Here is a 24269-nt window from a genome sequence, read left to right as displayed (position 1 = left end):
AAGTGAAAAAGCGTCTGTGCGAAGCCGGTGTTTGCTCCGTAGTCATCAATGCGGCAACGACGACCGCTCGGCCCTGCTGCCAGTGCAAAAAAGTAAGCCATAAAAGCATTCCTCAAAGCTGTAGCATGAAATATTCGCTACACGTAAATATTTATTTATCTATCCGGCCTGATATCCGGCCCCGTTAAAATGAAAGAACCCTAAAAAGCAAAAAAACCGATGCCGGTTTTTATCAGGCATCAGTCATTTTTTAGTCCGCGCATTTTGCACGTCATACCTGTAAATAGCAAGCCAATTTGTTAACAAAGTGCCCTCTTTTTTATGAGAAATTTTGATAATTTTGGACTTTTTGTTCCACTAACTAATATGACAAGTTTTTATGGGGATTATCGCAATTTAAACCTCTCGGTTAGCCCATACAAAATACTAAACCGGTCTATCTAATTTTGCTGCACTCTTTTCCAAAAGCATATCTAAGCTTGAATGCAATAATTTACTTTTTACCGCCTTCGTTTCAGATTGAAGCTCGCTACCCACTTTATTGTCCATAGTATAAACAGTGACTTTGCCTTCTTGATGGTTATAAATCAGTAAACCATCCACGCCATAATCATACTGATCCTTAAAATTACCTAATACAAGCTGCATACTGTTTCTCGCAGCAACATCACCATTTACCGCTTTACGTAACGTTTCAATCGATAGCCCGACAGGAACCGAATAGACATACAACACTTCCACATCAGAATCACCATCATCACTGCCATTACACATAAAACAGGCTTCTCGCTGCACTGATGAGAGTCGTTCCATTTTGCGTAATTCGATTAATAACTTTTGACCATCTTGATACGGTGATTGTGATATATCGAGGAACACTAATCGGTATGGTCCGGGATCCCCTGCAAGCGCGTAAGAAACGCTACTAATGAATAATAAAACACTCAAACAGCAAGCACTAAAATAGCGGGTAAGTTTGGGCATAATCTGTTCCTACTAGACTCCATAACAGTATGGTAGATTCACTCTATTACGCTCGAATGACTATATCTTTATTTCTGAATTACTGATTTTCTTTTTGAATAATAGTACAAAAAAGCCCTTTGGCGACAAACCAAAGGGCTTACATTGATAAAAAATTAATTATCTAATTAGAAGTTGTAGTTGATACCGATATTATAACGACGACCTTCTAATTCAGCACCATATGTCCCTTTATCGACACGACGATCCAATACGTTATAAACACCACCAACTATATTGGCATTTTTACTCAATTTATAACTCGTACCAAGGTCAAACAGGGCATAAGATGGTGTACCTTTAGTCATTTGCTGGCCACGACCTTGATAGTCTGAAGTTTCACTACGGAAATTCATACGACCCCACGTTTGTAAATCTTCTGTTGTATCCCAAGTCAAGGTGGTATTTACCATGTGTTTAGGCTGTTTACTCAACGGTTTACCTTTATTCACCCCACTTTTTTGTTCTGTGTGGGTATAGGTATAGTTCGCTGCAAACTCGAGGTTATCAAGAATTCCCCAGTTGAAGGTCACTTCAACACCTTGCATTCTTGCTTTGTCGACGTTGGCTTTATCGCTAACAAAACGGTAAGGTTTGCCTGGAGTATCCCCTTCACCATCCGCTAAAGTACAATCTCTAATCGTGTCAATGCTGTTATCACAACGTCTGATTTCCGTAATCTTATCTTTGAAATCAGTATTATAAATAGTAACTCCAGCAGTTAGGTTATCTTGGTTATTCCAGATAACGCCAATTTCTTCTGTAATACTTTTTTCTGGTTTTAAGTCAGGATTACCATAAATAATCGCATTCCCTTTATTGCCACCAGTTGCTTGTCCCCAATTTGCAGATGATTCACGTAAGCTTGGTGCTTTATAGCCAGTAGAGACACCACCTTTAATTGTCCACTGCTCATCTGCATGCCAAACACCATATAAACGAGGAGTCCAATGCGCACCGTAGTTTTCATCATTATCCATTCGCAGACCACCAGTTAATGCAAAATCATTTGTCATTAACCATTCATCTTCTGCAAATAATGCCCAGCTGTATCTATCTAGCTCACTATTTCCCGGTAGTTTGTTACTCTGATCTTTTAGCTTTTCTTTACGGTACTGGCCACCAATACTGACACTGTGATCACCCAGTAAAAAAACACTTTGATTACGGAAGACTAAATCTTCTGCCGTCATTTTACGACCTGGGTTTTTCGCTTCATCGTACTGAACATACGTGTCCGTCGATGCAATATCATAAGTACCAGTGTGGGTTAAAGCCATATGAGTCATATCATACTTGCTAAATCCGCTACCATCACCACGAGCTGCGGTATAACCTTCACGATAGTCACGATGCTGATTATCTTTTTTAAAGTCTAAATCAAACGCATTTTGCTCATTTGGAGTCAGTGATAATGTACCGCCACCACTTGTCATAATTTGGCGACCAAATCCATCGATAATTTTATCTTCACTACGGTGTGAATATTGACCTTGTAACTTTACTCCCAATAAACCATCAACTAATGGTCCGGATGTATAGAAGCTACCTTGCCCGGTATTACCCGAATTTTTGCGCTCTGTAATTGTGGTATCGGCACGTAAACTCGTTGTCCACTCTTGTTGAACACGACGAGTAATAATATTGATAACCCCACCCATAGCATCAGAACCATACAGTGAGGACATAGGACCACGTACGACTTCAATACGCTCAATAGCAGGTAATGGTGGTAACCAGCCTTGTTCGATACCTGCACCATCACTATTTGGTCGAATGCTACGTGTATCCACACGTTTTCCATCGATAAGGATCATGGTGTACTTCGCATCCATCCCGCGGATACTAATATCGGAACTACTACCCCCTCCTGTGACTAATACACCTGGAACATCTTTCAGCGCATCCGTGACATCGCGGTAAGCTTTAGTCTCTAATTGCTCGCGCGTTACCACTGAAATTGATGCTGGGGCATCTTCAATTTTTTGCTGGTAACCTGATGCAGTCGTTACAAAAATTTTGTCGCTGCTATCATCCGCAAACGCAGGTACTGTAGTCATAGCCGCAATAATGCTAACTGCGATTTTTCTTTTAGTAAAAACAACCATTCCCGACTCTCCAAGAGATTTCTTTTCTTAACAATGAATTTTTATGCTCAGCACTAGGGTTATGCGCCCTATAGGATTATTATTTTTGTCATGATACTTTCTGAGGTTTACCACTTTTGAAGCAAAATCAAATAAGTAATTAGCTCTCATTCGCAGGCGGTAACAATAATGCAAATGGTAATACTTATCAATAGCATCATTAAATAATTAATGAGTTCCAATGACCGATTGTGTGACTTGATTCAAAACTTGAATCTTTTGAAGGGGAATTGGTGGATGTTCAAGCATCTGTAGATAAAAAAAAGGGTAATGCTGTCAGCGAATTAACTGACTCACATTACCCTATGACGATACTGTTCTTTTAATTATCTTTAGCGCAAAAATTACTTCTCTAAGTTTTCTCTATAAGACGGAAAACTCATCTCTTTATAACGCACAATCGACGTTTTTCTCACTATCTTGTACCCAAACCAGATAGCTAAAAACAGTGGAATACCGATATAGGTCGCAGTCACACCTACCCAGTCAATCTTATCTTCTAAGAAAGCTTGGTAGTTCTGTCCTAACGTGATGACTAAGCACAGAATAAAGGCAAAAATCGGTCCTACTGGGAAGAAGCCTGAACGATATGGCAGGTCATTTAAATCTTTACCTTGGGCGATATAGCCTCTTCTGAAACGATAATGGCTAATAGCGATCCCTAACCACGCAATGAAACCTGTCATCCCCGATGTATTTAATAACCACAGATAAACGGTTTGATTACCAAACATTGAGCTTAAGAAACATAAGCCAGCAATAACGGTTGTCGCTAATAATGCATAGCGCGGTACGCCACCTTTAGACAGCTGAGCAAAAATCTTCGGGGCTTTACCTTCGCGGGCTAAGGTATACAGCATACGGGTTGACGCATACATACCCGAGTTACCCGCCGAAAGTACTGCGGTTAAAATAACAGCGTTCATCACAGCAGCTGCTGATAATAACCCTGCGTTCTCAAACACTAGGGTAAATGGGCTTACGCTAATATCTTTGACATCATTACGTAATAAGCTGGGGTCAGTATAAGGAATGATCAGGCTAATAATTAAAATCGCGAAGATATAGAATAAGAGGATACGCCAGAATACTTTACGTACAGCACGAGGAATATTTTTCGCAGGATCTTTTGATTCACCTGCAGCAATACCAATTAGCTCAGTACCTTGGAATGAGAACCCAACAATCATTGCCACACCAATCATTGCAGAGAAACCACCTGCAAATGGCGCATCACCAATTTCCCAGTTATGCCAACCCGCATTTTCCGCCCCGTTCATGATGCCAAAAATCATCAATACGCCGACGATAATAAAAATAACCACCGTGGTGACTTTAATCAGGGAGAACCAGTATTCTGCTTCACCAAATCCTTTAACGGAGATGTAATTCAGTAAGAAAATGATCGCTAAGAAGATAGCACTCCAGATCCAGCCTGGGGTATCTGGGAACCAGTAAGTCATAACCAGTTGTGCCGCGACAAGGTCGACAGCAATAGTCACTGCCCAGTTGTACCAGTAGTTCCAACCTAATGCGAAACCAAAGCCTTCATCGACATACTTTGCACCGTAGGTTGCAAAAGAGCCGGAGACTGGCATATAAGCTGCCAATTCACCTAAACTGGTCATTAAGAAATACACCATTAATCCAATAATGGCATAAGAGAGGAGAGCTCCACCTGGTCCGGCTTGTGCTACCGTGGCACCGGATGCCACAAATAAACCTGTTCCGATGGAGCCGCCAATTGCGATCATTGCGAGGTGACGGGCTTTTAGCTCACGACGTAATTTTTGTCCGCCGCCCATAGATGTCGTGGTATGTTGTTCTGCCATCTGTTCCCTGTATTTTATTTTCAGTCAATAACGCGGGGATTCTAACAAACTCAAACGGCAGAACTAAGCAACTCTTTGCTGTTATAAGATACCTTCATAATCCAACGATAATTATTAGCAAAACACGTTATGATGGTTTCATTTAGTTACAGTAAGCCAGCAAATTAGTAATCGCATTAGAAAGATGCTTCTGACGGTGATAAATCAGATATAACGTACGCTCAAGTTGCAGTTCTTCAACTTCAAGCTCCACCAGCGTGCCATTTTCTAATTGTTCTGCAATCACTCGTCGAGATAAACAGCTAATCCCCATCCCAAAACGTACTGCGTGTTTGATCGCTTCTGAATTGCCAAGCTCCATTAAAATCTGGAAACCAGGAAGATGAGCAAATAGCAGTTGATCCAAGACATCTCGCGTACCCGAACCGCGTTCACGTAAAATCCATGGCGCGTCTTTCAGATCTCTCACGGTGACTTTTTTCTTCGCTAATGGGTTACTTGGCGCTGAAAACACCACTAATTCATCTTTTAACCACGGTTTTGATATTAATTCAGGGCTATGACATACCCCTTCAATCAATCCCACATCGGCTCTAAACTCCATGACGCCTTTAATGACTTCTTCAGTATTACCAATAAATAATTCCAGTGGAATTTCAGGATTATCATGGCGATATCCAGCTAAAATCTCTGGCAACATATAGTTCCCAATGGTAGTACTCGCCGCCAAGCGAACGGCGCCCATCTCTTTTTTAAACAGTTGCTCAACTTCAAACGCCTGTTCTAATAGCGCTAATGCTTTTGGATAAAGAAGACGCCCATGTTCATTCGTAACAAGCCGTTTACCTACTCGGTCAAAAAGTTGTACTCCTAATTGCCCTTCCAAATCAGTGAGTGATGCACTCACTGCGGACTGAGATAACGCCAATAATTGCGATGCTTGCGTCGTGGAGCCACTTTTTAATACTTCCGTGAAAACCTCAAGTTGCCTCAGTGTAATACGCATACAGAAAGCTCCAGCTTGATTATCTAGTTGTAATAATATTGTTAATATTAATCATTTATTAGCAATATACCAGAAGAAACTGTTAACCTGTTTATTAGATAAATAATACAAAAACAATCAATTTAGATTATTACATTTTTTGTTATATGCTTATTCCAACTTAATCTAAGTCGTCATTAAAGAGTGTAGTCATGGATAAAACAGGAACCAAAGCAATAACACAAAATCATTCGTTTCCTATTCTCAAACTTATCCCAGGGATCATTTTAGCGGGAATTTTAACTGCCGTTGCAATCTACCTTGGTGAACAGTCTTGGTTTATGGATATCGGATTAGGTGCACTCACCCTCGCTATCCTTCTTGGTATTTGCGTGGGCAATACCATTTACCCTGCGATCAGCACAAGTAGTGATGCTGGGATCAAATTCGCAAAACACTATTTTCTCCGTGCCGGTATTATCCTGTATGGGTTCCGTTTAACATTTCAGCAAATTACTGATGTAGGTGCCACAGGGCTAATTATTGATGCACTCACCTTAATCACCACTTTTTTATTGGCTTACTGGTTAGGTAAAAAAGTGTTTAAACTTGATGATGAAACAACAATGTTAATTGGTGCTGGTAGCAGCATTTGTGGTGCTGCCGCGGTCATGGCAACAGAACCTGTCGTGAAAGCATCCGCAAGTAAAGTCGCTGTGGCAGTATCAACGGTTGTTATCTTCGGTACCATTGGTATTTTCGTCTATCCGTGGTTATATCAGCTAAATGCTCACTTCGGATGGATCCCTGCGACTCAAGAAAGCTTTGGGATTTATATTGGTTCAACCGTTCATGAAGTCGCACAAGTGGTTGCCGCAGGGCACACAATTGGTCCCGATGCTGAAAATGCGTCAGTGATTGCAAAAATGTTACGTGTCATGATGTTAGCACCATTTTTAATCATTTTGTCTGCATTTATTAGCCGTAAAAGTGCTGCAAATACCCAAGATGGTGCACAAAAAAGTAAAATCACCATTCCTTGGTTTGCTGTGATTTTTATTCTGGTAGCTGCATTTAACTCATTCAATTTACTACCAGAGCAGCTGGTTAAACACATTATTACCTTAGATACCATTTTATTAGCGATGGCAATGGTGGCTTTAGGGTTAACGACCCACGTTAGTGCTATTCGCCAAGCCGGTATCAAACCATTGCTGATGGCCGCTATTTTGTTTGCTTGGTTAATTTTTGGTGGCATTGTGATTAACGTCGCTATTCAGTCTCTATTTTAACCCGCATTTTTTACTGGCTAAGTTTAGCGCCTTTGAGCACCTCCGATTGCCGCTTTTATGAGCGGCTTGAGGTTGCTGACAAAGAGGGATAAAACAGGGTTTTTCCCTCTTTGTGTTATCGGGCGAAAATCAATAAATTGATTTTCCTTGTCAATTTTACAACTCAAAAGCACCATTTTCAGGACCCTAGGGTTGAAAATGGTCTATTGCCGCTTTTATAAGCGGCTTTTTTATTGGTTTCATTTCTTTAGTTATTAATGGCATACTCCTGAAAAAAGGAGTCAATCATGAAATATGTTGGAGCACACGTCAGCGCCTCTGGCGGCGTTGACCAAGCAGTTATTCGCGCCCATGAAATTGGTGCCACCGCATTTGCTTTATTTACGAAAAATCAACGTCAATGGAAAGCCGCCCCACTTAGCGACGAAATGATCAAAAGCTTCAAGCAAAATTGCGTTAAGTATGGCTATGGTAAACACCAAATTTTGCCCCATGATAGCTACCTCATTAATTTAGGGCACCCAGAATTTGAAGCTTTGGAGAAATCCCGTACCGCTTTCATTGATGAAATGCAGCGCTGTATGCAATTAGGTATTGACTTGCTCAACTTTCACCCAGGTAGTCATCTCAAGCAAATTGAGGTGGATGACTGTTTAGCCCGTATTGCTGAATCTATTAATATCGCCTTAGCCGAAACCGAAGGTGTGATTGCTGTGATTGAAAATACCGCAGGTCAAGGCACTAATCTGGGCTTTGATTTTACGCATTTAGCCAAAATCATTGAACGCGTTAAAGACCAAAGCCGTGTCGGCGTATGTATTGATACTTGCCATGCTTTTGCTGCAGGCTATGATCTACGTACAGAAGAAGATTGCGAGAAAACCTTCCAGCAATTTTCCGATATCGTCGGCTTTGAGTTTTTGAAAGGTATGCATCTTAATGATGCAAAAAGTGAATTTGCTAGTCGTGTTGACCGCCACCATAGCTTAGGAGAAGGTAATATTGGTTACGCGCCTTTTCGCTATATCATGAAAGATGCACGCTTTGATGGTATTCCCCTGATTTTAGAAACGATTAACCCCGATATTTGGCCACAAGAAATTGCATGGTTAAAATCGCAACAAAATAGTTAACTGAGTGACGCAACAAAAAGGCAGCCTTCTCTGAGCTGCCTTTTTATGGAATACCTGCAATATTAATTCAATAATTACAGTGATTTCATCTCAATTTTCGCCATCATATCCGCCAGTTTATTTCGGTTTTTCAAGCCTACATCAGGCTGCGAAACAGACAATGCAGAAATTGCCGTTGCCATACGTAATGTATGTTCGCTAGTTTCACCATTCAATAAACCATAAGCGAGCCCAGCAACCATCGAGTCTCCAGCACCAACGGTGCTGACCACTTCACATTGAGGCGGTTTTGCTAACCAAGAACCTGATGCATTTACCCAAAGCGCCCCTTCTTCTCCAAGGGAAATCACCACGTGGGAAATGCCTTTATCACGCAGTTCATGAGCCGCCGCAATCACCTCTTTTAAGTCTGGTAATTTACGTCCGACCCATGTTTCTAACTCTTGGCGATTCGGTTTAACTAACCATGGGGATGCTTTAAGCCCTGCTTTTAAAGCTTCACGGCTACTGTCAAAGATAATGCAAGGACATAATTGGCGCAGACGGGTCATCCAACGAGTAAATTCTTCTGGCTCAATCCCGTTAGGTAGGCTGCCGCTTACCACGACCATGTCGAAATGACCTAACCAATTTAGAGATTCCGTTGAAAAACGGTTCCAATCTTCTTTGCTGACATCAAAACCGGAGAAATTGAAGTCTGTAGACTCACCGTTATTCTCTGTAAGTTTAACATTAATGCGCGTTCGACCAGGCACCATACTAAAACGGTTAGCCATGCCATTTTCGCTAAAGAAGTGTTGGAACTCTTCTTGGTTATCTTTACCCATAAAACCACTAACGGTGATATCAATACCAAGGTCACGCAGGACTTTTCCTACGTTGACGCCTTTGCCTCCGGCATTAAGACTAGCGGTCTTAACTAAATTGACTTCACCGACTTCGATTGAAGGGCATAACCCCACAAGGTCATAAGCAGGATTTAATGTAATTGTAGCAACCCGGCGAGTCATAACCACTTATCTCCCTTATCATTATTGTCTTATCACACGATTTTCAGGGCATAGTTATAACATTAATAACGCTTGATTTCAGTGATATTTGTATTTTTTGCTGATTGTAATTTAAACCCAACGTGGCAAAATTCTTTCCCATAAAAAGACAAGAAGAAGGAAAAATAATGTCGAATCCTCAATATGTTGTTGTTGGTGTCGGGGTGCTTATCACTAACAGGCAAGGACAAATCCTAGTCGGTAAACGTAGCAGCAAACATGCGCCTTATTGGTCCATTTTTGGTGGTCATGTTGATCCAGGGGAATCTTTTGAAGCTTGTGCAATCCGCGAAATAAAAGAAGAAATTGGGATCGATATCACATCCCCTACTGTATTTGGTATCAGTAATAACGTTGAAACTTTCCGACAAGAAGGCAAACACACCGTATCTATCTGTATGCATGTGGAATATAACGGAACTGTTGCACCGCAAATTATGGAAACCGATAAATGTGAAAACCTGTTATGGATTTCCCCTACAGACCCCTTACCTGAGCCCCATTTTGAAGCTAGCCGTAATGCAATTGACCTCTGGCTAACTCAACGCTTTTATCACCAACCTATATAAATCACGCCATATGCACAAATATCACCCCATTTGTGCATATAACAATCACATCAGATTATTTTTTATTTTATTATCTTTTATATGTTTACATTATTTCACGCCTAATGTATCGTTCAGCTAGTACAGTGAAACAATCATTCAGGAGTCATCATGGAAGCTGATGTTATAAAACCACCAAAACGCCCCTCTATTTTAGGCGGCTCAATGATCATCGCAGGTACCGCTGTTGGTGCCGGTATGTTTTCTATTCCAATGGTGACTTCAGGTGTGTGGTTTTCCGGCTCAGTCGTGTTATTAATCTACACATTTATCTGTATGTTATTGTCAGGATTAATGATTCTAGAAGCAAATATGAATTATCCGGCAGGTGCCAGTTTTCATACGATGGTCAAAGATCTATTAGGCTCAAGCTGGAATACCATTAACTCTTTATCTATTACCTTTGTTTTGTATATTTTAACGTATGCATACATTTCAGCAGGTAGCTCTATCATTACTGAAAACGTGTCGAAATATGCTCAAGTTCCACAAGCAATTTCAGGTCTCGTTTTTGCCTTAGTGATTGCATTTGTTGTTTGGTTATCAACTCGAGCGGTTGATAGGCTAAGCACCATTCTCATTGGTGGGATGGTTATCACATTTGTGATGTCAATTGGTGGAATGGTGACAACAGCATCACCGATGGTTCTCTTCGACCAATACGACAATAATAACAGTGAATATTTACCATATGCATTAGCGGCTCTCCCTTACTTACTCACCTCTTTTGGTTACCACGGTAACGTACCTGGGTTAGTGAAGTACTATAATAAAGACAGCCGCAGTGTCATGCTGAGTTTGGTATATGGCGCAGGGATCACTGTCACTATCTATATATTATGGCAGTATGCTATCCAAGGTAATATTCCTCGTTCATCCTTTATTGAAATCAGAGAAAACGGTAACAATATTGGTGCACTACTGAACCAAATGAATATTTCCGCCCAGAGCAGCTTTATTTCACAATTTTTAACACTGTTCTCGTATATGGCGCTAGCAAGTTCGTTTTTGGGTGTTTCCCTTGGCTTATTTGATTTTATTGCTGACTTCTTTAAGTTTAATGATAGCCATCAAGGGCGTTTCAAATCCGTTATTATCACCTTTTTACCACCCACAATTTTAGGTTTGGTGTTCCCTAACGGCTTTATTTATGCCATTGGATTTGCGGGTCTCGCAGCAACCATTTGGGCGGTGATTATTCCGGCCTTGATGGCAAGAGCAAGCCGTAAACGTTTTCCAAATAATAGCTATCGAACACCGGGTGGAAGCTTTGTCATTGGATTTGTGATCTTATTTGGTTTGATTAACGCAACCGCACATATTCTCTCTCTGTTAGGGCTTCTCCCCGTCTACTAAGTTACCCGCAAGCTAACATTGATTAAAAAGAGATCCCTAGTGTGAAAACTAGGGATTTTTTTGATGTTAACATCTTGCCTAATCCCTTATCTGCGAGTAATTTTGTCGAACTCTTTTTGACAATAACAAAGAAGGTTATTTATGGCCAAGGCCAACGAAATCAAACGTGGTTTTGCAATAAACTACAATGGGAAATTACTGCTGGTTAAAGACATTGATATCCAATCGCCAAGCGCTCGTGGAGCAAGCACACTCTACAAAATGCGTTTTACCGATGTCAAAACTGGCCAAAAAGTTGAAGAACGCTTTAAAGGCGACGATATTTTAGACACTATCTCATTAACACGTCGTGCGGTAAGTTTCTCTTATATCGATGGTGATGAGTATGTGTTCATGGATAATGAAGACTATACGCCTTATATCTTTAAAAAATCAGATATTGAAGAAGAATTGTTATTTATTCCTGAAGAAGGTTTACCAGGAATGCAGGTGTTAACAATGGATGGGCAAGTTCTTGCTCTCGAGTTACCGCAAACTGTTGATATGGTCATTGTTGAAACCACTCCTGCGATTAAGGGGGCTTCTGCAAGCGCACGAACCAAACCAGCAACAATGCCGACTGGATTAACAGTTCAAGTTCCTGAATATTTAACGACAGGCGAAAAAATCCGTATTCATATTCCAGAACGTCGTTATATGGGTCGTTGCGATTAATTATCCTGCACTATTTTCTTGTCTTGAAAATAAGCTTACATTACCTATGGGCACTTCGCCCATAGGCGTCATTATAAATAAACATTACTAATTCATCCTAGAAAAGCATTCCATTTAACATTCAAAAATTAATATAAAAATGACAATTTAGTTATTAATCATAGATAACCGTGTAAACCCCTATTTTATTTTCCTTATTAATCCATTTAAATGTTTGAGTTCCTTTGTGATTTGGAAGCACAGTCCCTTTTTCAGTCAATTTATTAAACTTTACTGACGTCGTGTTAACGGCTCCATCATCATTCCAACATTTTGTATCAATATTCTGCTCAATACTCGTGATAACGCAAGGTGATGCGACAATTGCGCCGACAAAGTGGATAGTACCTGATGCAACGGGTTTTGCCTCGCTATGTGTAGAGGCTTTAGCATGCATACCGAATGTTAATGCCATTAAAGAAAACACTGCTAATGTTATTTTTTTTACTGAGTGATCCATAAGAATTTCTCCGCTTAAAATTAAAATATCGTCAATTATCAAAATTTATTTACATCTATTTGATGAGTTATTTAATAAATTTCGGCAGAGAGCTTAATTTGCGGGGAAAAATAGTTATTTCACTTATAGTCGCTATTTTTTATTTTCATCAATCAAAACATATTTTCTTCTATTAGCACTTGAGATTTAACTTAAAACCAATAACTTCCTTTGGATTTTATTTCATCTATATAACAAATTGCCGCTTATTTTATTCATTTTAGCCATTATGCCTATTGATGAGATTTCATCTTATTCATTAGGCTTGAAGAATCAAGTCAGCCTTTCAAACTCATTTCTCGTGTATTTTTTTAATATCAAACCAATCTACGTCATTCAACTAACGCATATTTAGAGTAATATGAATTGATTTATAATACGTACGGTTATTTCATTACATTCAATTACGCACCAATGTGTAAAAAATACACGATAGAGAGTTCGATGAATTCACAACATATTCCACTCAAATACACACTATTTGTTTTTACATACACGTGACAAACAATATAAATTTAAACTTCTTTACAAACCATGTTGAAATTTAAAAAATCACTGCTGTTTTTATAAAGATATTGGATAGTAAATGTGACCATGATCATGTTTTTTATGCAAACGGTCTCAGTAAAAGCGTGAAAACACTGGATTATTCGTATTCTGAAGGCAAGTTAATGATGGATCTCTCGTTTTATATAATGTTTTGTAAATTATGTCCCCATTAACTCGCCATTTCAGCTTTGTTTATGTATATTCTTTATGTTTGGTTAAAGAATCAATATTTATCAGCCAAATATATAAAATAAGTACGATTTTTAGCAGCTTCTGATTATCTATTTATAATCACAGGTGTTAGAGCACATGCGAGCTGCTAATTTAGAGCATATTTTGTTCGATACATAAACACTTTCTGCGAAAAATACACTCAGTCGGCATAATGCGTTTTTCACAGGGATCAGTTTAAGTGTGTTGTGTAGTTTCCGCACAGCAATAAATAAATGGCAAGGGATATTCTATTAATGTTAACTTCTGAAAAATTTAAGCGCTATATCTGGCGCATTGTTCCGGCAGTGGCAATTGCCGTAACACTTTCAGCATGTACGGCACCGAAAACGTCAAAAAATGGTCAAACTACCGCAAGATCCTCTGATGCTCGTATGTTAAATGCAACATCAAATGACTCCCTTGCAATGGCTTCTCAAGATGAATTCGAAGATTTAGTCAGAAGTGTTGATACAAAATCCAAGATTATGGACCAATACGCAAGCTGGAAAGGTGTTAGCTACCGTTTAGGTGGAACCACTAAAAGTGGTATTGATTGTTCTAGCTTCGTGCAACGTACTTTCCTCGAACAGTTCGGCGTTCAACTACCCCGTACTACCTCTGAACAAGAATCTTCAGGTAAAAGTGTAAAACGTAATAATTTAAGAGCGGGTGACTTAGTATTATTCAAAACTGGTCGCACGATGAAACATGTAGGGATTTATATCGGTGACAATAAATTTGTCCACGCCTCTACAAGTAATGGCGTTATTGTTTCTGAAATGACTAACGATTATTGGAGTAAGCGTTATTACGCAAGTCGCCGTGTCGTGAATGGTTCATAAAATCCAGAAACATTAATGCAGTAAGTTATATAGATACCTTGCCAATAAAAAAAGCTTCCAGGCTCTAAACTGGAAGCTTTTTTTATTGGTCACAAATAATATGCCGACCTTAAAATGATATGACTGTTTATTGAATGTTTGTTTGCTGCACGTTCGTCAAAAGAGTCGAGACGTTACCTAACTCAATAACACTCACTCTCTTTATTTCAAACTTTACGTTTTACCACAAACTTCAAAGACCATCGCGGCTATGCATTAATGGTACTACGCACAATAAAAGCCAGATGCCATTTCTGCTATCGCAACACCGGATGCCTTCAAACGACACATTGCCGTTAATTCATCACTTGCTCGAATAAATAAACACATCTCTTTTTGCCATTCCAAAATAGCATTGTCGATTTGCATTTCTGATAGCGACTCGGACAGCTGCTTCATTGCAATACAATCTGTTGCACAGTCATGGCTGAGTAATTTTAGCCCCACCAGCTTATCGCTATTCAGATCATTCATAGGGACTACCTCAACATCGGTACCTACTTTTCCTGATAACCAGCGGTAGCTTTGCGGTAGCCTGTGCACCACCGAAAGACCTAATTTTTCCACAAAAATTTCCTATTAAAACATGTCATCATTTTGCCAAGTAAACCGACTAGCGAGTTTGCTGTTCAATTTACATTTCACGCCATGAATATCGATTCTTTTAGATACTGAAACTCCCCAAGAGACACCGTCCCCTTCCTTGTATCTCTCTCTACATTAGAGAGTGAATAGAGCTACATATGCCTTAAAGAAATCCTCGTTCAAACCGAACTTTTAACACATTAAAAAAGTAACGTGATTGTTAAAAGTAAGAACTTAAATATAACATTAAAAAAGTAGCATGTCGTTAAATTTTTGTGACACACATCATTGCATACGAATTTTTTGACAAAAAAGTTAATTTTTAAACAAATTTTGAGATAAACACTCAAAATAAAGCGCAATAAACCCATTTATTTTTTACTTCATTGTTTAAATAAATTAACAATTACCGTTTTTTTAAGCTCACGTTCGCCAATAAAGAATAAATAACAGGATCATTCCAGCCAATTCACAAAACAGAAATTTAACAAACATTCCACTTAAGATAATTGATATGGATCATTTTTTGATAAGAACCTTAGTTTCACTCAGAAACAAATCGGTTTTAACGAACTTTATTGCAGGTTAGTCTATAGGTATTATGAATGATATATTCGAGGTATAAATTAGAATGGTATAAATAAAGGAGAGGAACTAATTAGCTAAACAGTTTCATCCTTGAAACTGATATAAAATATGTGATGTTATTTTGCTCTTTTCGCTAATAATACAAATAACATTGAAAGCGCAACACATCCCACCATCGACCCCACCATCGGCCATGCATTTTTTGCAGGGACCATCGACAATACTGTTCCGACCAATGCCCCAATAGAGAAACGAATAGTCCCAGCTAAAGAGGAAACAGTTCCAGCAATATGTGGATAGTTATCTAGGATAACCGCCATGGAATTTGATGTGATCATTGCTATCCCACTGACATAAATCGCAACCCCGATGACTAGTGTCCAGAAATCCATATTCAAGGCTGTCGTCGTTAATAACCAAATTCCCATCACGAACTGAACAATGATCCCAAAATACAACATCCGCTCGGCACCGAACTGCCTCACAAACTTGCCATTAATCGTCGTCATAATAAATAAGAAGACAATATTAATGCCAAAATAATAACCAAAATGTTGTGGCGATACACCGTTAAGGTCAATATAAACAAATGAGCCCGCATTCAAGAAAGAGAACATACCGGAAAACGAAAATGAACTGGCCAAAATATAGAACAACACTTGACGCGCTCTAAACAGCGTCGCAAATTGGCGCAATGTAGTGCCAATGTGAAATTTTTGGCGTTTCTCAACAGGCAACGTTTCGCGAATAAATAAGCTGACCAGCACCACGGCAATCACCGCAGCGAGAGCAATACTCCAAAAGATGGCATGCCATGAGAACCAACGCATCATTTCGCCGCCCATGATAGGAGCCATCAAAGGCGCAATCGTCATGACTAACACGACGAAAGACATACTTCTGGAAAACTCGTCTTTCGTAAACATATCTCGCATTAACGCATTGATCACCACACTGGCAGCCGCAGCAGCAAATCCATGTAGGAAGCGCAGCCAAATAAAGGTATCGATAGATTCCGCAACCGCACAAGCCGCGGAGGCTAATGCGAAGACAATCACCCCCCCCAAAATGACAGGTTTGCGCCCTAAACTATCCGCCATTGGACCATAAAATAATTGACCAATTGCAAAACCAAAAATGTAGCTGTTTAGGGTCATTTGAATGCGCCCTTCATCTACATTGAAGTACCCTGTCATTGCAGGGAAACTCGGTAAATACATATCAATCGCTAATGGCATTAGCATTGATAGCAAACCTAAAATTAAAATCAGCCCCAGATAGGATGAACGCTGTTGTTGCACTTATTTACTCCTGTTATGACATCATTTTCGGGGGACAGTGATACTCTTAATCTCTGCTTCAGTCAGTGGACGGTATTCCCCAGGTTCTAACTGTTCATCTAAGTGGATCTCCCCCACTCTCTCACGGTGCAGACCACACACATGATTCCCAACAGCCGCAAACATGCGTTTAACTTGGTGATAACGCCCTTCACTGATGGTCAACAACACTTCTCGCGGAGAAATAATCTCCAATTGAGCAGGTTTTGTTGGTGATTTTTCACCGTTTAACATGACACCTTGCTCAAATTGAATCGTGACATCATCAGCAATATCTTCACTGAGTTGAACACGATACGTTTTTTCACAGTGGTGTTTAGGTGATGTGATTCGATGAGACCATTGACCATCATCAGTTAAGAGAACTAACCCAGTCGTATCAATATCTAAACGACCCGCTGCATGTAAATTTTGTGCTATAGGTTCATCAATAAAATAGAGGATTGTCGGATGCGTTGGATCATCAGTAGAACAGACATAACCTTCCGGTTTATTAAGCATAAAATAGCGCGGTCCCGTAACTTGCACTAATACATTACCGTCATAGGCGACTTCATTATCGAGACCAACTTGCATTGAACCTGATTTCACTACTTCGTCGTCAACCGTGACATTACCGGCACGCAGCTCACGCGCCACCAAACTCCGGCTTATCCCTAGTTGCTGGGACAAAAATTTATCCAGTCGCATAGATTCTCTTAACTTGATGGAATGTCAGCGAGAGGTACAATAGATCACGCTGTCATGGGTAGAAAGATGGATTGCTGTGATTACTATCACATAATTTATTATATCAATAACCCCTTGCAAGTGATAGCGCGGCAAAGGTAACTCTTAAATTTAGACCTAGCCACGGAATTAACTTAAATTTAACATTAATAATCTGACTTTTTAGAAAAAACTAACTCATATGCCTGCTGCCTCACCAACATTTACACTGCGTCCTTATCAACAAGAAGCCGTTGACGCTACCATTGCGCACTTTCGTCGCCACACTGAACCGGCAGTCATTGTATTGCCTACAGGAGCGGGAAAAAGCTTAGTTATCGCAGAACTCGCAAGATTGGCAAGAGGACGCGTACTCGTTTTAGCGCACGTAAAAGAGTTAGTCGAACAAAATCATGCTAAGTATCTGACTTATGGATTAGAGGCAGACATTTTTGCAGCCGGATTAAATCGTAAAGAGTCGCACAGTAAAGTCGTTTTTGGGAGTGTTCAGTCAGTCGCACGTAACCTGAATCACTTTGATGACAAATTTTCGCTCGTGATTATCGATGAGTGTCATCGCATCAGCCTAAACGAAAAAAGTCAGTATCATCAAATTATTCAAAATTTACAGAAGCATAACGCGGCATTACGCATTCTCGGTTTAACTGCCACCCCTTACCGCCTAGGGCATGGCTGGATTTACCAATATCACTACCACGGAATGGTGAAAGGTGATGAACACTGTTTCTTCCGAGACTGTATCTATGAACTCCCCTTGCATTACATGATTAAACACCAGTTTCTGGTTCCTCCTCAACGGTTAGACATGCCTGTTTTACAGTATGACTTTAGCCAAATTTCAGTCAATCAATCGGGGATTTTTAGCGAACAAGAACTGAATTTATCACTGAAAAAACAGCAGCGAATTACGCCTAAAATCGTTAATCAGATCATTGAATACGCATCGCCACTCCAAGGATGCATGATATTTGCTGCCACGGTAGAACATGCCAAAGAAATTTTGAGTTATTTACCTAAAAACACGGCTGCATTAGTCACCGCAGAAACGCCATCCTCTGAGCGACAAGCGATTATTCAACAATTTAAAAGCAAACAATTACATTATCTTGTCAACGTTTCCGTACTCACTACTGGCTTCGATGCCCCCCATGTTGATCTGATTGCAATCTTACGCCCAACAGAGTCCGTCAGTTTATATCAACAAATCGTTGGACGAGGTTTGCGTTTGAGCGAGGGAAAAAAACAGTGCCTAATTTTAGATTATGCGGGTAACCCCCATGACCTTTTCCGTCCAGAAGTCGGCAGCAGCAAACCCAATTCCACCAGCGTTCCTGTCCAAGTCTTCTGTCCGCTATGTCAATTTGCAAATATTTTTTGGGGAAAATGCACCTCTGATGGGCAAATCATCGAGCATTATGGACGTCGTTGCCAAGGCTGGGAAGAAAATGAACAAGGGCATAAACAGCAATGTGAATTCAGATTTCGATTTAAACAGTGCCCCCACTGCGGAGCGGAAAATGACATTGCAGCACGACGATGCCATAAATGCCAAGAAGTGCTTACTGATCCTGATGATATGCTCAAGGCAGCCCTACGCCTTAAAGACGCATTAATTTTACGCTGTGGAGGAATGGAACTCACTTCAGGAGCCGATCAAAAAGGTGAGTGGATAAAAATAGCCTATTATGATGAAGATGGTACGTCGGTATCTGAACGTTTTCGCTTGACCACGGCAGCCCAAAAACGCGCTTTTGAATTTCGATTTTTACGAGAACACTACCGAGCACCCGGAGTTCCTTTTCATTGGAAGAATGCCAATGATATCATTTCGCAGAAAATGTTATTACGTTACCCGCAATTTATTGTCGCTCGTAAAAAAGAAAGTTATTGGGAAATCAGAGAGAAAATCTTTGATTATCAGGGACGCTTTCGTCTTGCTGCCCCTTTAGCTTAATATAAAAATAAATGGTTATTGGCGGATAAACCATGCCCAATCAGAAAGATAATGATCTTAATGATTGCCCACCCACCGTTTTTTCGTTAAAATGCTGCCCGCCTTTGTATGTCTCGCGATAGCGAAATGATGTTACGAGGCCAAATCTCGAACCTGCTGCTGGGTCGCCTGTAGCAGGATTTTTATTTTTTCTTTTATAGAGAAATTGTAATGTTAACTATTAATGCAATTGAACGTAAAGAGCAGGGTAAGGGTGCGAGCCGCCGCCTGCGCAGAGCTAACCAACTGCCAGCTATCGTTTACGGTGGCAACCAAGAAGCTATCTCTGTAACTCTGAACCACGATGAAATCATTAACCAAGAAAGCAAAGCAGAATTTTACGAAGTTCTGACTCTGGTTATCGATGGTAAAGAAACTAAAGTAAAAGTTCAGGCTGTTCAACGTCACCCATTTAAGCCAAAAGTGACGCACATTGACTTCCTGCGCGCTTAATTAAGCCCATAGCCGAGCTTTAAAGTTTTTTCGGGACGCCGAGTAAATAACGCCGCAATTGCGGCGTTATTTATATCTAACGTAAAATTTCTAACACACGATTTTTACTGAAATTTAGCGTTCACTATTTATTGCCACGACGTTGCAACTGGTCACGTAAATTTGGTGGAGTACCACGGATAGTTAATGTGTCCGTCACCGGATCCCAAAAAATACGCTCCCCCATTAACATCGCATCGAAACTAATGGTGATTCCACCACCACTTCCTGAAAATTTCGTTAATTGTTTCAACGTCCCGCGATCTGCTGGGAAGCTCTCTTCCAGTTGGTAATCATTTTGGCGCGTAAAATCTTCAAAACTTTGCTCCTCTACCATCGGTAGCTCTTTTGAAAGCGCTTTTAGTTCAATTTCCTCGCCTGATTGTAATTGCTCACTACAATAGCTATGAACTTGCTGACGATAAGCCTGACGTGTGTTTTTATCCATTTGTGCATTATCGCAAAAATCGTCTAATGCTTGGACCAACCCTTTATTTTGCACTTTCGCATTCAGACCTTCAGACGCTGCTAAAAAGTCCATAAAGAAATCAGAAACTTTGCGCCCTACTCGCCCTTTCAGGAAAGTCAGGTAACGTTTAGATTCCGGATTAGTTTCCCACTCAGTCAAATCAATGCGCGCCACGATATCTGCATGAGGAATATCTAAGTAATGTGTCGTTCCTAAGTCGAGAGATTCCGTAACAAACATGCTATCGCAACTATTCAGGACCGCAATGAGAAGATATTCCACCGCCAAATAGCGATATTGGCAAAAAAGGACAATACCCCCTTCTGCAAAAGGATACTTTGCAAGCTCATCCTTCAAGCGAACGGTCATTGCACGGCTAAAACCTAAAAACTCTTCTTCACCTTTACGGAGTAATGTCAATGCTTCGGCAAGCTCACTTTCTTCATTAAACTCACCGAATGCTTTACTTTTCGCACTGTATACACGATGTAATTCTGCCATCATGTCTTGCACAACATTGTCTGTCGCTAATAACGAATCACGTAACATGACTTCTAGGGTCTGTTCATCTCGTTTAATCAACTGGTGTAACGCTATCTGGGTAATTTCCAGACTCATTGTTGGCTCCTTTCACTAGCAGAAATAATGTCGCGTATTCAAACACTGTTAGTATTTGTCTGCAACTGAAACTATCGTTTGCCATTTTTTTGTGACTTTTATGGCGAACTATTATCCACTTCGGCGATCTAAATAAACATTATTATCAATTAAACGAAAATTTGTTTAAAGAAAGAAGAAAAGTCACCCACAATGGGCTATCATATGGAGCTTTCATTAATTTAGGATGTCACAATTTATGCCACAATCATCTCGCTATAGTGATGAAAAAGTTGAAGGTTTACTGTCTGACCTTGTTAGTGTGTTAGAAAAAAACCATACTCCAGTTGATTTATCATTAATGGTACTCGGTAATATGGTTACCAATCTGCTCAATACGTCTGTCCCTCCGGCGCAACGTAAAATGATTGCAGAATCCTTTGCCAATGCATTACTTTCTTCTGTAAAAGAAGATAAATCACACTAATTTGGTTGATAAATAAACAGCATGGTCACCCATCAGCGCTACCGTGATAAAGTCTCCAACATGATTGGTTGGGGGCACTGGTTTGCACTTTTTAATATACTACTTTGCCTTTTGCTAAGTAGTAGCTATCTGTTTATTTTTGACTGGCCAGATACCCTAGCTGGTCGCGTTTATGCGTTTGTCAGTTGGTTAGGTCATTTCAGCTTTGTGGTCTTTGCCACCTACTTGCTAATCATCTTTCCGCTGACCTTTATTGTCATGTCTCAGCGATTGCTGAGGGTCATTTGCGTTGCACTCGCGACTGCGGGTCTCACCTTATTACTCTTTGATATACGTGTTTTTAGCCAATTCGGTCTGCACCTTACGCCACAAGTATGGGATTTAGTCATAAACCCTGCGAAGGGAGAAATGACGCGTGAATGGCAATTGATGTTTATCAGTATTCCCATCATATTCCTTGTTGAAATGCTATTTGCAACATGGAGTTGGCAAAAATTACGTAGCCTAAGCCGCCAAACCTTTGGTCGACCACTGGCAGCGGTATTCATTGCGGCTTTCGTGATGACACACCTAATGTATGCATGGGCAGACGCGAACTTTTATCGCCCAATCACCATGCAACGTTACAATTATCCTTTATCTCAGCCACTAACCGCTCGTAAGTTGTTGGATAAATATGGTTTGCTTGATCTCACGGCGCACCAAAATCGCGTGTTCCAGCAAGGCAGCCCAACCGCACTGAAACTTCAATATCCATTGAAACCCCTCAGTTACCAAGACCAAGGTACCGGTTATAATTTACTCTTATTGGTTGTCGATGATTTAGGTGATGTATCTCAGCAAAGCCAAATGAGTTCGTTGAAAGAATTCAAAGACATCAGCACGCAGTTTACCAATCACTATACATCTGGGTTGCGTAATGATACCGCCCTATTTGGGTTGTTCTACGGGATCTCATCCAGTTACATTGATAATATTCTTAATGGGCGCCACCCTTCTGTGCTGGTCGAAGCGTTGCAGCATCAAGGTTACCAATTTGGTCTGTTCTCAACTGATGGATTTAGTTCACCACTTTTCCGCCAAGCTATTTTGTCTGATTATTCATTGCCGACAAAAGCAGCAGACAGTGATAAGCAGACTATAGAGCAATGGCATTTATGGCTGGATAATGTGAAGCACGGTTCTCCTTGGTTCTCTTTCTTGAATATCAAAGGAAGCCCAGGCAGTCGCCAAACAGACAACCAAATTAACCAAGTGATTGAAACGCTGAAGAGCCAAAATAAGCTTAACAATACCATTGTCGTTATCACGGCTAACTACAATAGTCAGGGTGCTCAAGATACTGATTGGATCAATAAAAAACACTTTAACCGCGATAACATGCAGGTGCCGTTATTTATCTACTGGCCAAATACGCCAGCACAACAAATTGATAAACTAACCAGTCATCAAGACGTGATGACCACCATCATGCAACGTGTACTACATGTCAATAATCAGCCTGATGATTACAGCCAAGGTGAAGACTTATTTAGTGCTCAACGAACCTACCCATGGATTATCACTGGCGATAAAAGCGATGTGGTGATTACCACCAACAATGCAACCATGTATATGGATCATAACGGACAATTTAATATCTATGATCTTCAAGGTCGTGAACAAACAGATGACAAGCCAGATCTTGCTGAACTGCTAAAAATATTTACTGAACTTAAACGCTTCAATGAAAATTAGTGTTTAAATTTCAATCAGTCATCAAGTGTGCCTCTTGATTTCATCTCTGTTTTAGGTAGTATATTTTTGGCATTTTTCCTTACAGTAACAGGAATGCATCAAATATATCGGCACGTAGCGCAGCTTGGTAGCGCACGGTCATGGGGTGTCCGGGGTCGGAGGTTCAAATCCTCTCGTGCCGACCAAATCCTCACAGAAACCAACCTATTATGGTTGGTTTTTTGTTCTATCAACCTCATGTTATTTAACCATTCTCTGATAGCCAAATTGTGTTTTTAACGAAATAATAACTGCCACTCTTTCATCTTTTGCTGAGATATATCATGCCTCTCTCTGTCACCATTGAACTCACTCGTCAAGAATTTATGGCTTATAGCCGCTATTGCTACAAAAATAATTACTTCTTCCCTGCAAGCCGCAACCTAATCACCTACATTCTGCTTTATCTGGTTTTTTTTATCCTCATGGCAGGTGCATTCACTCTACTTCAACAGTGGAATATTAACTTTAACCCTGAGCAGTTTGCCATCTCTCTCCTAATGGCTATATTGCTTTACGCGATCTTTGCAGTCCGTCTTTTTAAGAAATTGAGCAACGCAACTCCTGACACAGATAGTGCAACTTTCTGTGAGAAAACATTTATGGCTGATGAAAATGGATTACACATAAAAAGCGTTTATGGGGTAGTGCACTTTAATTGGAATTCGATGCGATTTATAAAACAAAATGGTGATGCTCATTATCTATTTATTGATAGAACCAGCGCCTTAATTTTCCCCAAACGCGCTTTTGATTCAAAAGAAAATTATCTGAATTTTATACAATACCTAGAACTGAAAATATAATTTTTAAATTTTTACGAAATAAATTTCAAGAAACAATATTAATTTAGGATAATTATCCATTATGCTTAAATTAAACTCTGAGCGTAT

General features: G+C 40.1%; 21 protein-coding genes and 1 tRNA gene. 12 read left to right on the top strand and 10 right to left on the bottom strand.

Annotated features, from left to right (window positions below):
- Positions 1-426: 426 nt before the first annotated feature.
- The 4 genes from PR795_RS02085 to yieE all read right to left on the bottom strand — a co-directional run bounded on the left by PR795_RS02085 (position 427) and on the right by yieE (position 6008).
- Positions 427-984: a hypothetical protein gene (locus PR795_RS02085; protein WP_006661424.1), complete on the bottom strand. Its 558-nt coding sequence runs from the start codon at positions 982-984 to the stop codon at positions 427-429.
- A 167-nt stretch (positions 985-1151) separates the two neighbouring features.
- Complete coding sequence (locus PR795_RS02080) at positions 1152-3131, bottom strand: ligand-gated channel protein (protein ID WP_036961279.1); 1980 nt, start codon at positions 3129-3131, stop codon at positions 1152-1154.
- Between the two features lie 383 nt (positions 3132-3514).
- Positions 3515-5002 (bottom strand): amino acid permease, encoded by a 1488-nt coding sequence (locus tag PR795_RS02075; protein ID WP_036961276.1) that lies wholly within the window; start codon positions 5000-5002, stop codon positions 3515-3517.
- 142 nt (positions 5003-5144) lie between these two features.
- Positions 5145-6008 (bottom strand): DNA-binding transcriptional regulator YeiE, encoded by an 864-nt coding sequence (gene yieE, locus PR795_RS02070; protein ID WP_006660789.1) that lies wholly within the window; start codon positions 6006-6008, stop codon positions 5145-5147.
- Between the two features lie 191 nt (positions 6009-6199).
- Here yieE and PR795_RS02065 point away from each other — a divergent pair, with 191 nt between their 5' ends.
- Positions 6200-7279, top strand: a complete 1080-nt coding sequence (locus PR795_RS02065) for a YeiH family protein (RefSeq protein WP_006660788.1) — start codon at positions 6200-6202, stop codon at positions 7277-7279.
- Positions 7280-7566: 287 nt separating this feature from the next.
- Positions 7567-8412: a deoxyribonuclease IV gene (gene nfo / locus PR795_RS02060; RefSeq protein ID WP_006660786.1), complete on the top strand. Its 846-nt coding sequence runs from the start codon at positions 7567-7569 to the stop codon at positions 8410-8412.
- 74 nt (positions 8413-8486) lie between these two features.
- Here the strand turns inward: nfo and fruK are convergent, their stop codons facing one another.
- The gene (fruK, locus tag PR795_RS02055) at positions 8487-9422 is read right to left on the bottom strand and encodes a 1-phosphofructokinase (protein ID WP_006660785.1); all 936 of its coding nucleotides are present in this window, start codon (positions 9420-9422) and stop codon (positions 8487-8489) included.
- Between the two features lie 167 nt (positions 9423-9589).
- On the opposite strand from fruK, the gene PR795_RS02050 reads away from it, so the two are divergent.
- From PR795_RS02050 to yeiP, 3 genes are all read left to right on the top strand, one after another.
- On the top strand, positions 9590-10030 hold the full coding sequence (locus PR795_RS02050; protein ID WP_006661421.1) for a nucleotide triphosphate diphosphatase NUDT15: 441 nt from the start codon (positions 9590-9592) through the stop codon (positions 10028-10030).
- Between the two features lie 150 nt (positions 10031-10180).
- Positions 10181-11425 (top strand): tryptophan permease, encoded by a 1245-nt coding sequence (gene mtr / locus PR795_RS02045; RefSeq protein WP_181480034.1) that lies wholly within the window; start codon positions 10181-10183, stop codon positions 11423-11425.
- 141 nt (positions 11426-11566) lie between these two features.
- Positions 11567-12139, top strand: a complete 573-nt coding sequence (gene yeiP, locus PR795_RS02040; RefSeq protein WP_006661420.1) for an elongation factor P-like protein YeiP — start codon at positions 11567-11569, stop codon at positions 12137-12139.
- Positions 12140-12293: 154 nt separating this feature from the next.
- Here yeiP and PR795_RS02035 read toward each other — a convergent pair whose 3' ends face one another.
- Positions 12294-12638 (bottom strand): hypothetical protein, encoded by a 345-nt coding sequence (locus PR795_RS02035; RefSeq protein WP_006661419.1) that lies wholly within the window; start codon positions 12636-12638, stop codon positions 12294-12296.
- 1055 nt (positions 12639-13693) lie between these two features.
- Here PR795_RS02035 and mepS point away from each other — a divergent pair.
- Positions 13694-14281, top strand: a complete 588-nt coding sequence (gene mepS, locus PR795_RS02030; protein ID WP_006661418.1) for a bifunctional murein DD-endopeptidase/murein LD-carboxypeptidase — start codon at positions 13694-13696, stop codon at positions 14279-14281.
- A gap of 264 nt (positions 14282-14545) precedes the next feature.
- Here the strand turns inward: mepS and PR795_RS02025 are convergent, their stop codons facing one another.
- The 3 genes from PR795_RS02025 to rsuA all read right to left on the bottom strand — a co-directional run bounded on the left by PR795_RS02025 (position 14546) and on the right by rsuA (position 17523).
- A complete protein-coding gene (locus PR795_RS02025) occupies positions 14546-14887 on the bottom strand; it encodes a hypothetical protein (RefSeq protein ID WP_006660424.1) in 342 nt (113 codons plus the stop codon).
- A 722-nt stretch (positions 14888-15609) separates the two neighbouring features.
- Complete coding sequence (locus PR795_RS02020) at positions 15610-16794, bottom strand: Bcr/CflA family multidrug efflux MFS transporter (protein WP_181480035.1); 1185 nt, start codon at positions 16792-16794, stop codon at positions 15610-15612.
- 21 nt (positions 16795-16815) lie between these two features.
- Positions 16816-17523: a 16S rRNA pseudouridine(516) synthase RsuA gene (rsuA, locus tag PR795_RS02015; protein ID WP_006660422.1), complete on the bottom strand. Its 708-nt coding sequence runs from the start codon at positions 17521-17523 to the stop codon at positions 16816-16818.
- Positions 17524-17743: 220 nt separating this feature from the next.
- Between rsuA and PR795_RS02010 the strand changes: the two genes are divergently transcribed.
- Together PR795_RS02010 and rplY are read left to right on the top strand one after the other, a co-directional pair.
- Positions 17744-19516 carry a DEAD/DEAH box helicase gene (locus PR795_RS02010; protein ID WP_272516597.1) on the top strand — a complete coding sequence of 591 codons (1773 nt, stop codon included), beginning with the start codon at positions 17744-17746 and terminating at the stop codon, positions 19514-19516.
- A 210-nt stretch (positions 19517-19726) separates the two neighbouring features.
- Positions 19727-20008 carry a 50S ribosomal protein L25 gene (gene rplY, locus PR795_RS02005; RefSeq protein ID WP_006660420.1) on the top strand — a complete coding sequence of 94 codons (282 nt, stop codon included), beginning with the start codon at positions 19727-19729 and terminating at the stop codon, positions 20006-20008.
- A gap of 124 nt (positions 20009-20132) precedes the next feature.
- Here rplY and yejK read toward each other — a convergent pair whose 3' ends face one another.
- Entirely contained in the window at positions 20133-21134 is a 1002-nt protein-coding gene (gene yejK / locus PR795_RS02000) for a nucleoid-associated protein YejK (RefSeq protein WP_006661416.1), read from the bottom strand.
- 238 nt (positions 21135-21372) lie between these two features.
- On the opposite strand from yejK, the gene PR795_RS01995 reads away from it, so the two are divergent.
- The 4 genes from PR795_RS01995 to PR795_RS01980 all read left to right on the top strand — a co-directional run bounded on the left by PR795_RS01995 (position 21373) and on the right by PR795_RS01980 (position 24182).
- Entirely contained in the window at positions 21373-21600 is a 228-nt protein-coding gene (locus PR795_RS01995; protein WP_006661415.1) for a YejL family protein, read from the top strand.
- Positions 21601-21621: 21 nt separating this feature from the next.
- Positions 21622-23337 carry an LPS biosynthesis-modulating metalloenzyme YejM gene (gene yejM / locus PR795_RS01990; RefSeq protein ID WP_036966059.1) on the top strand — a complete coding sequence of 572 codons (1716 nt, stop codon included), beginning with the start codon at positions 21622-21624 and terminating at the stop codon, positions 23335-23337.
- A gap of 108 nt (positions 23338-23445) precedes the next feature.
- A tRNA-Pro gene (locus tag PR795_RS01985) sits at positions 23446-23522 on the top strand.
- A 138-nt stretch (positions 23523-23660) separates the two neighbouring features.
- On the top strand, positions 23661-24182 hold the full coding sequence (locus tag PR795_RS01980; protein WP_181480037.1) for a YcxB family protein: 522 nt from the start codon (positions 23661-23663) through the stop codon (positions 24180-24182).
- Positions 24183-24269 lie beyond the last annotated feature (87 nt).

The organism is Providencia sp. PROV209 (assembly GCF_028479485.1).
GTDB classification, from domain to species: domain Bacteria; phylum Pseudomonadota; class Gammaproteobacteria; order Enterobacterales; family Enterobacteriaceae; genus Providencia; species Providencia alcalifaciens.
Note: the sequence above shows the minus strand (reverse complement) of the source record. Positions and strands in the feature narration are given on the sequence as shown.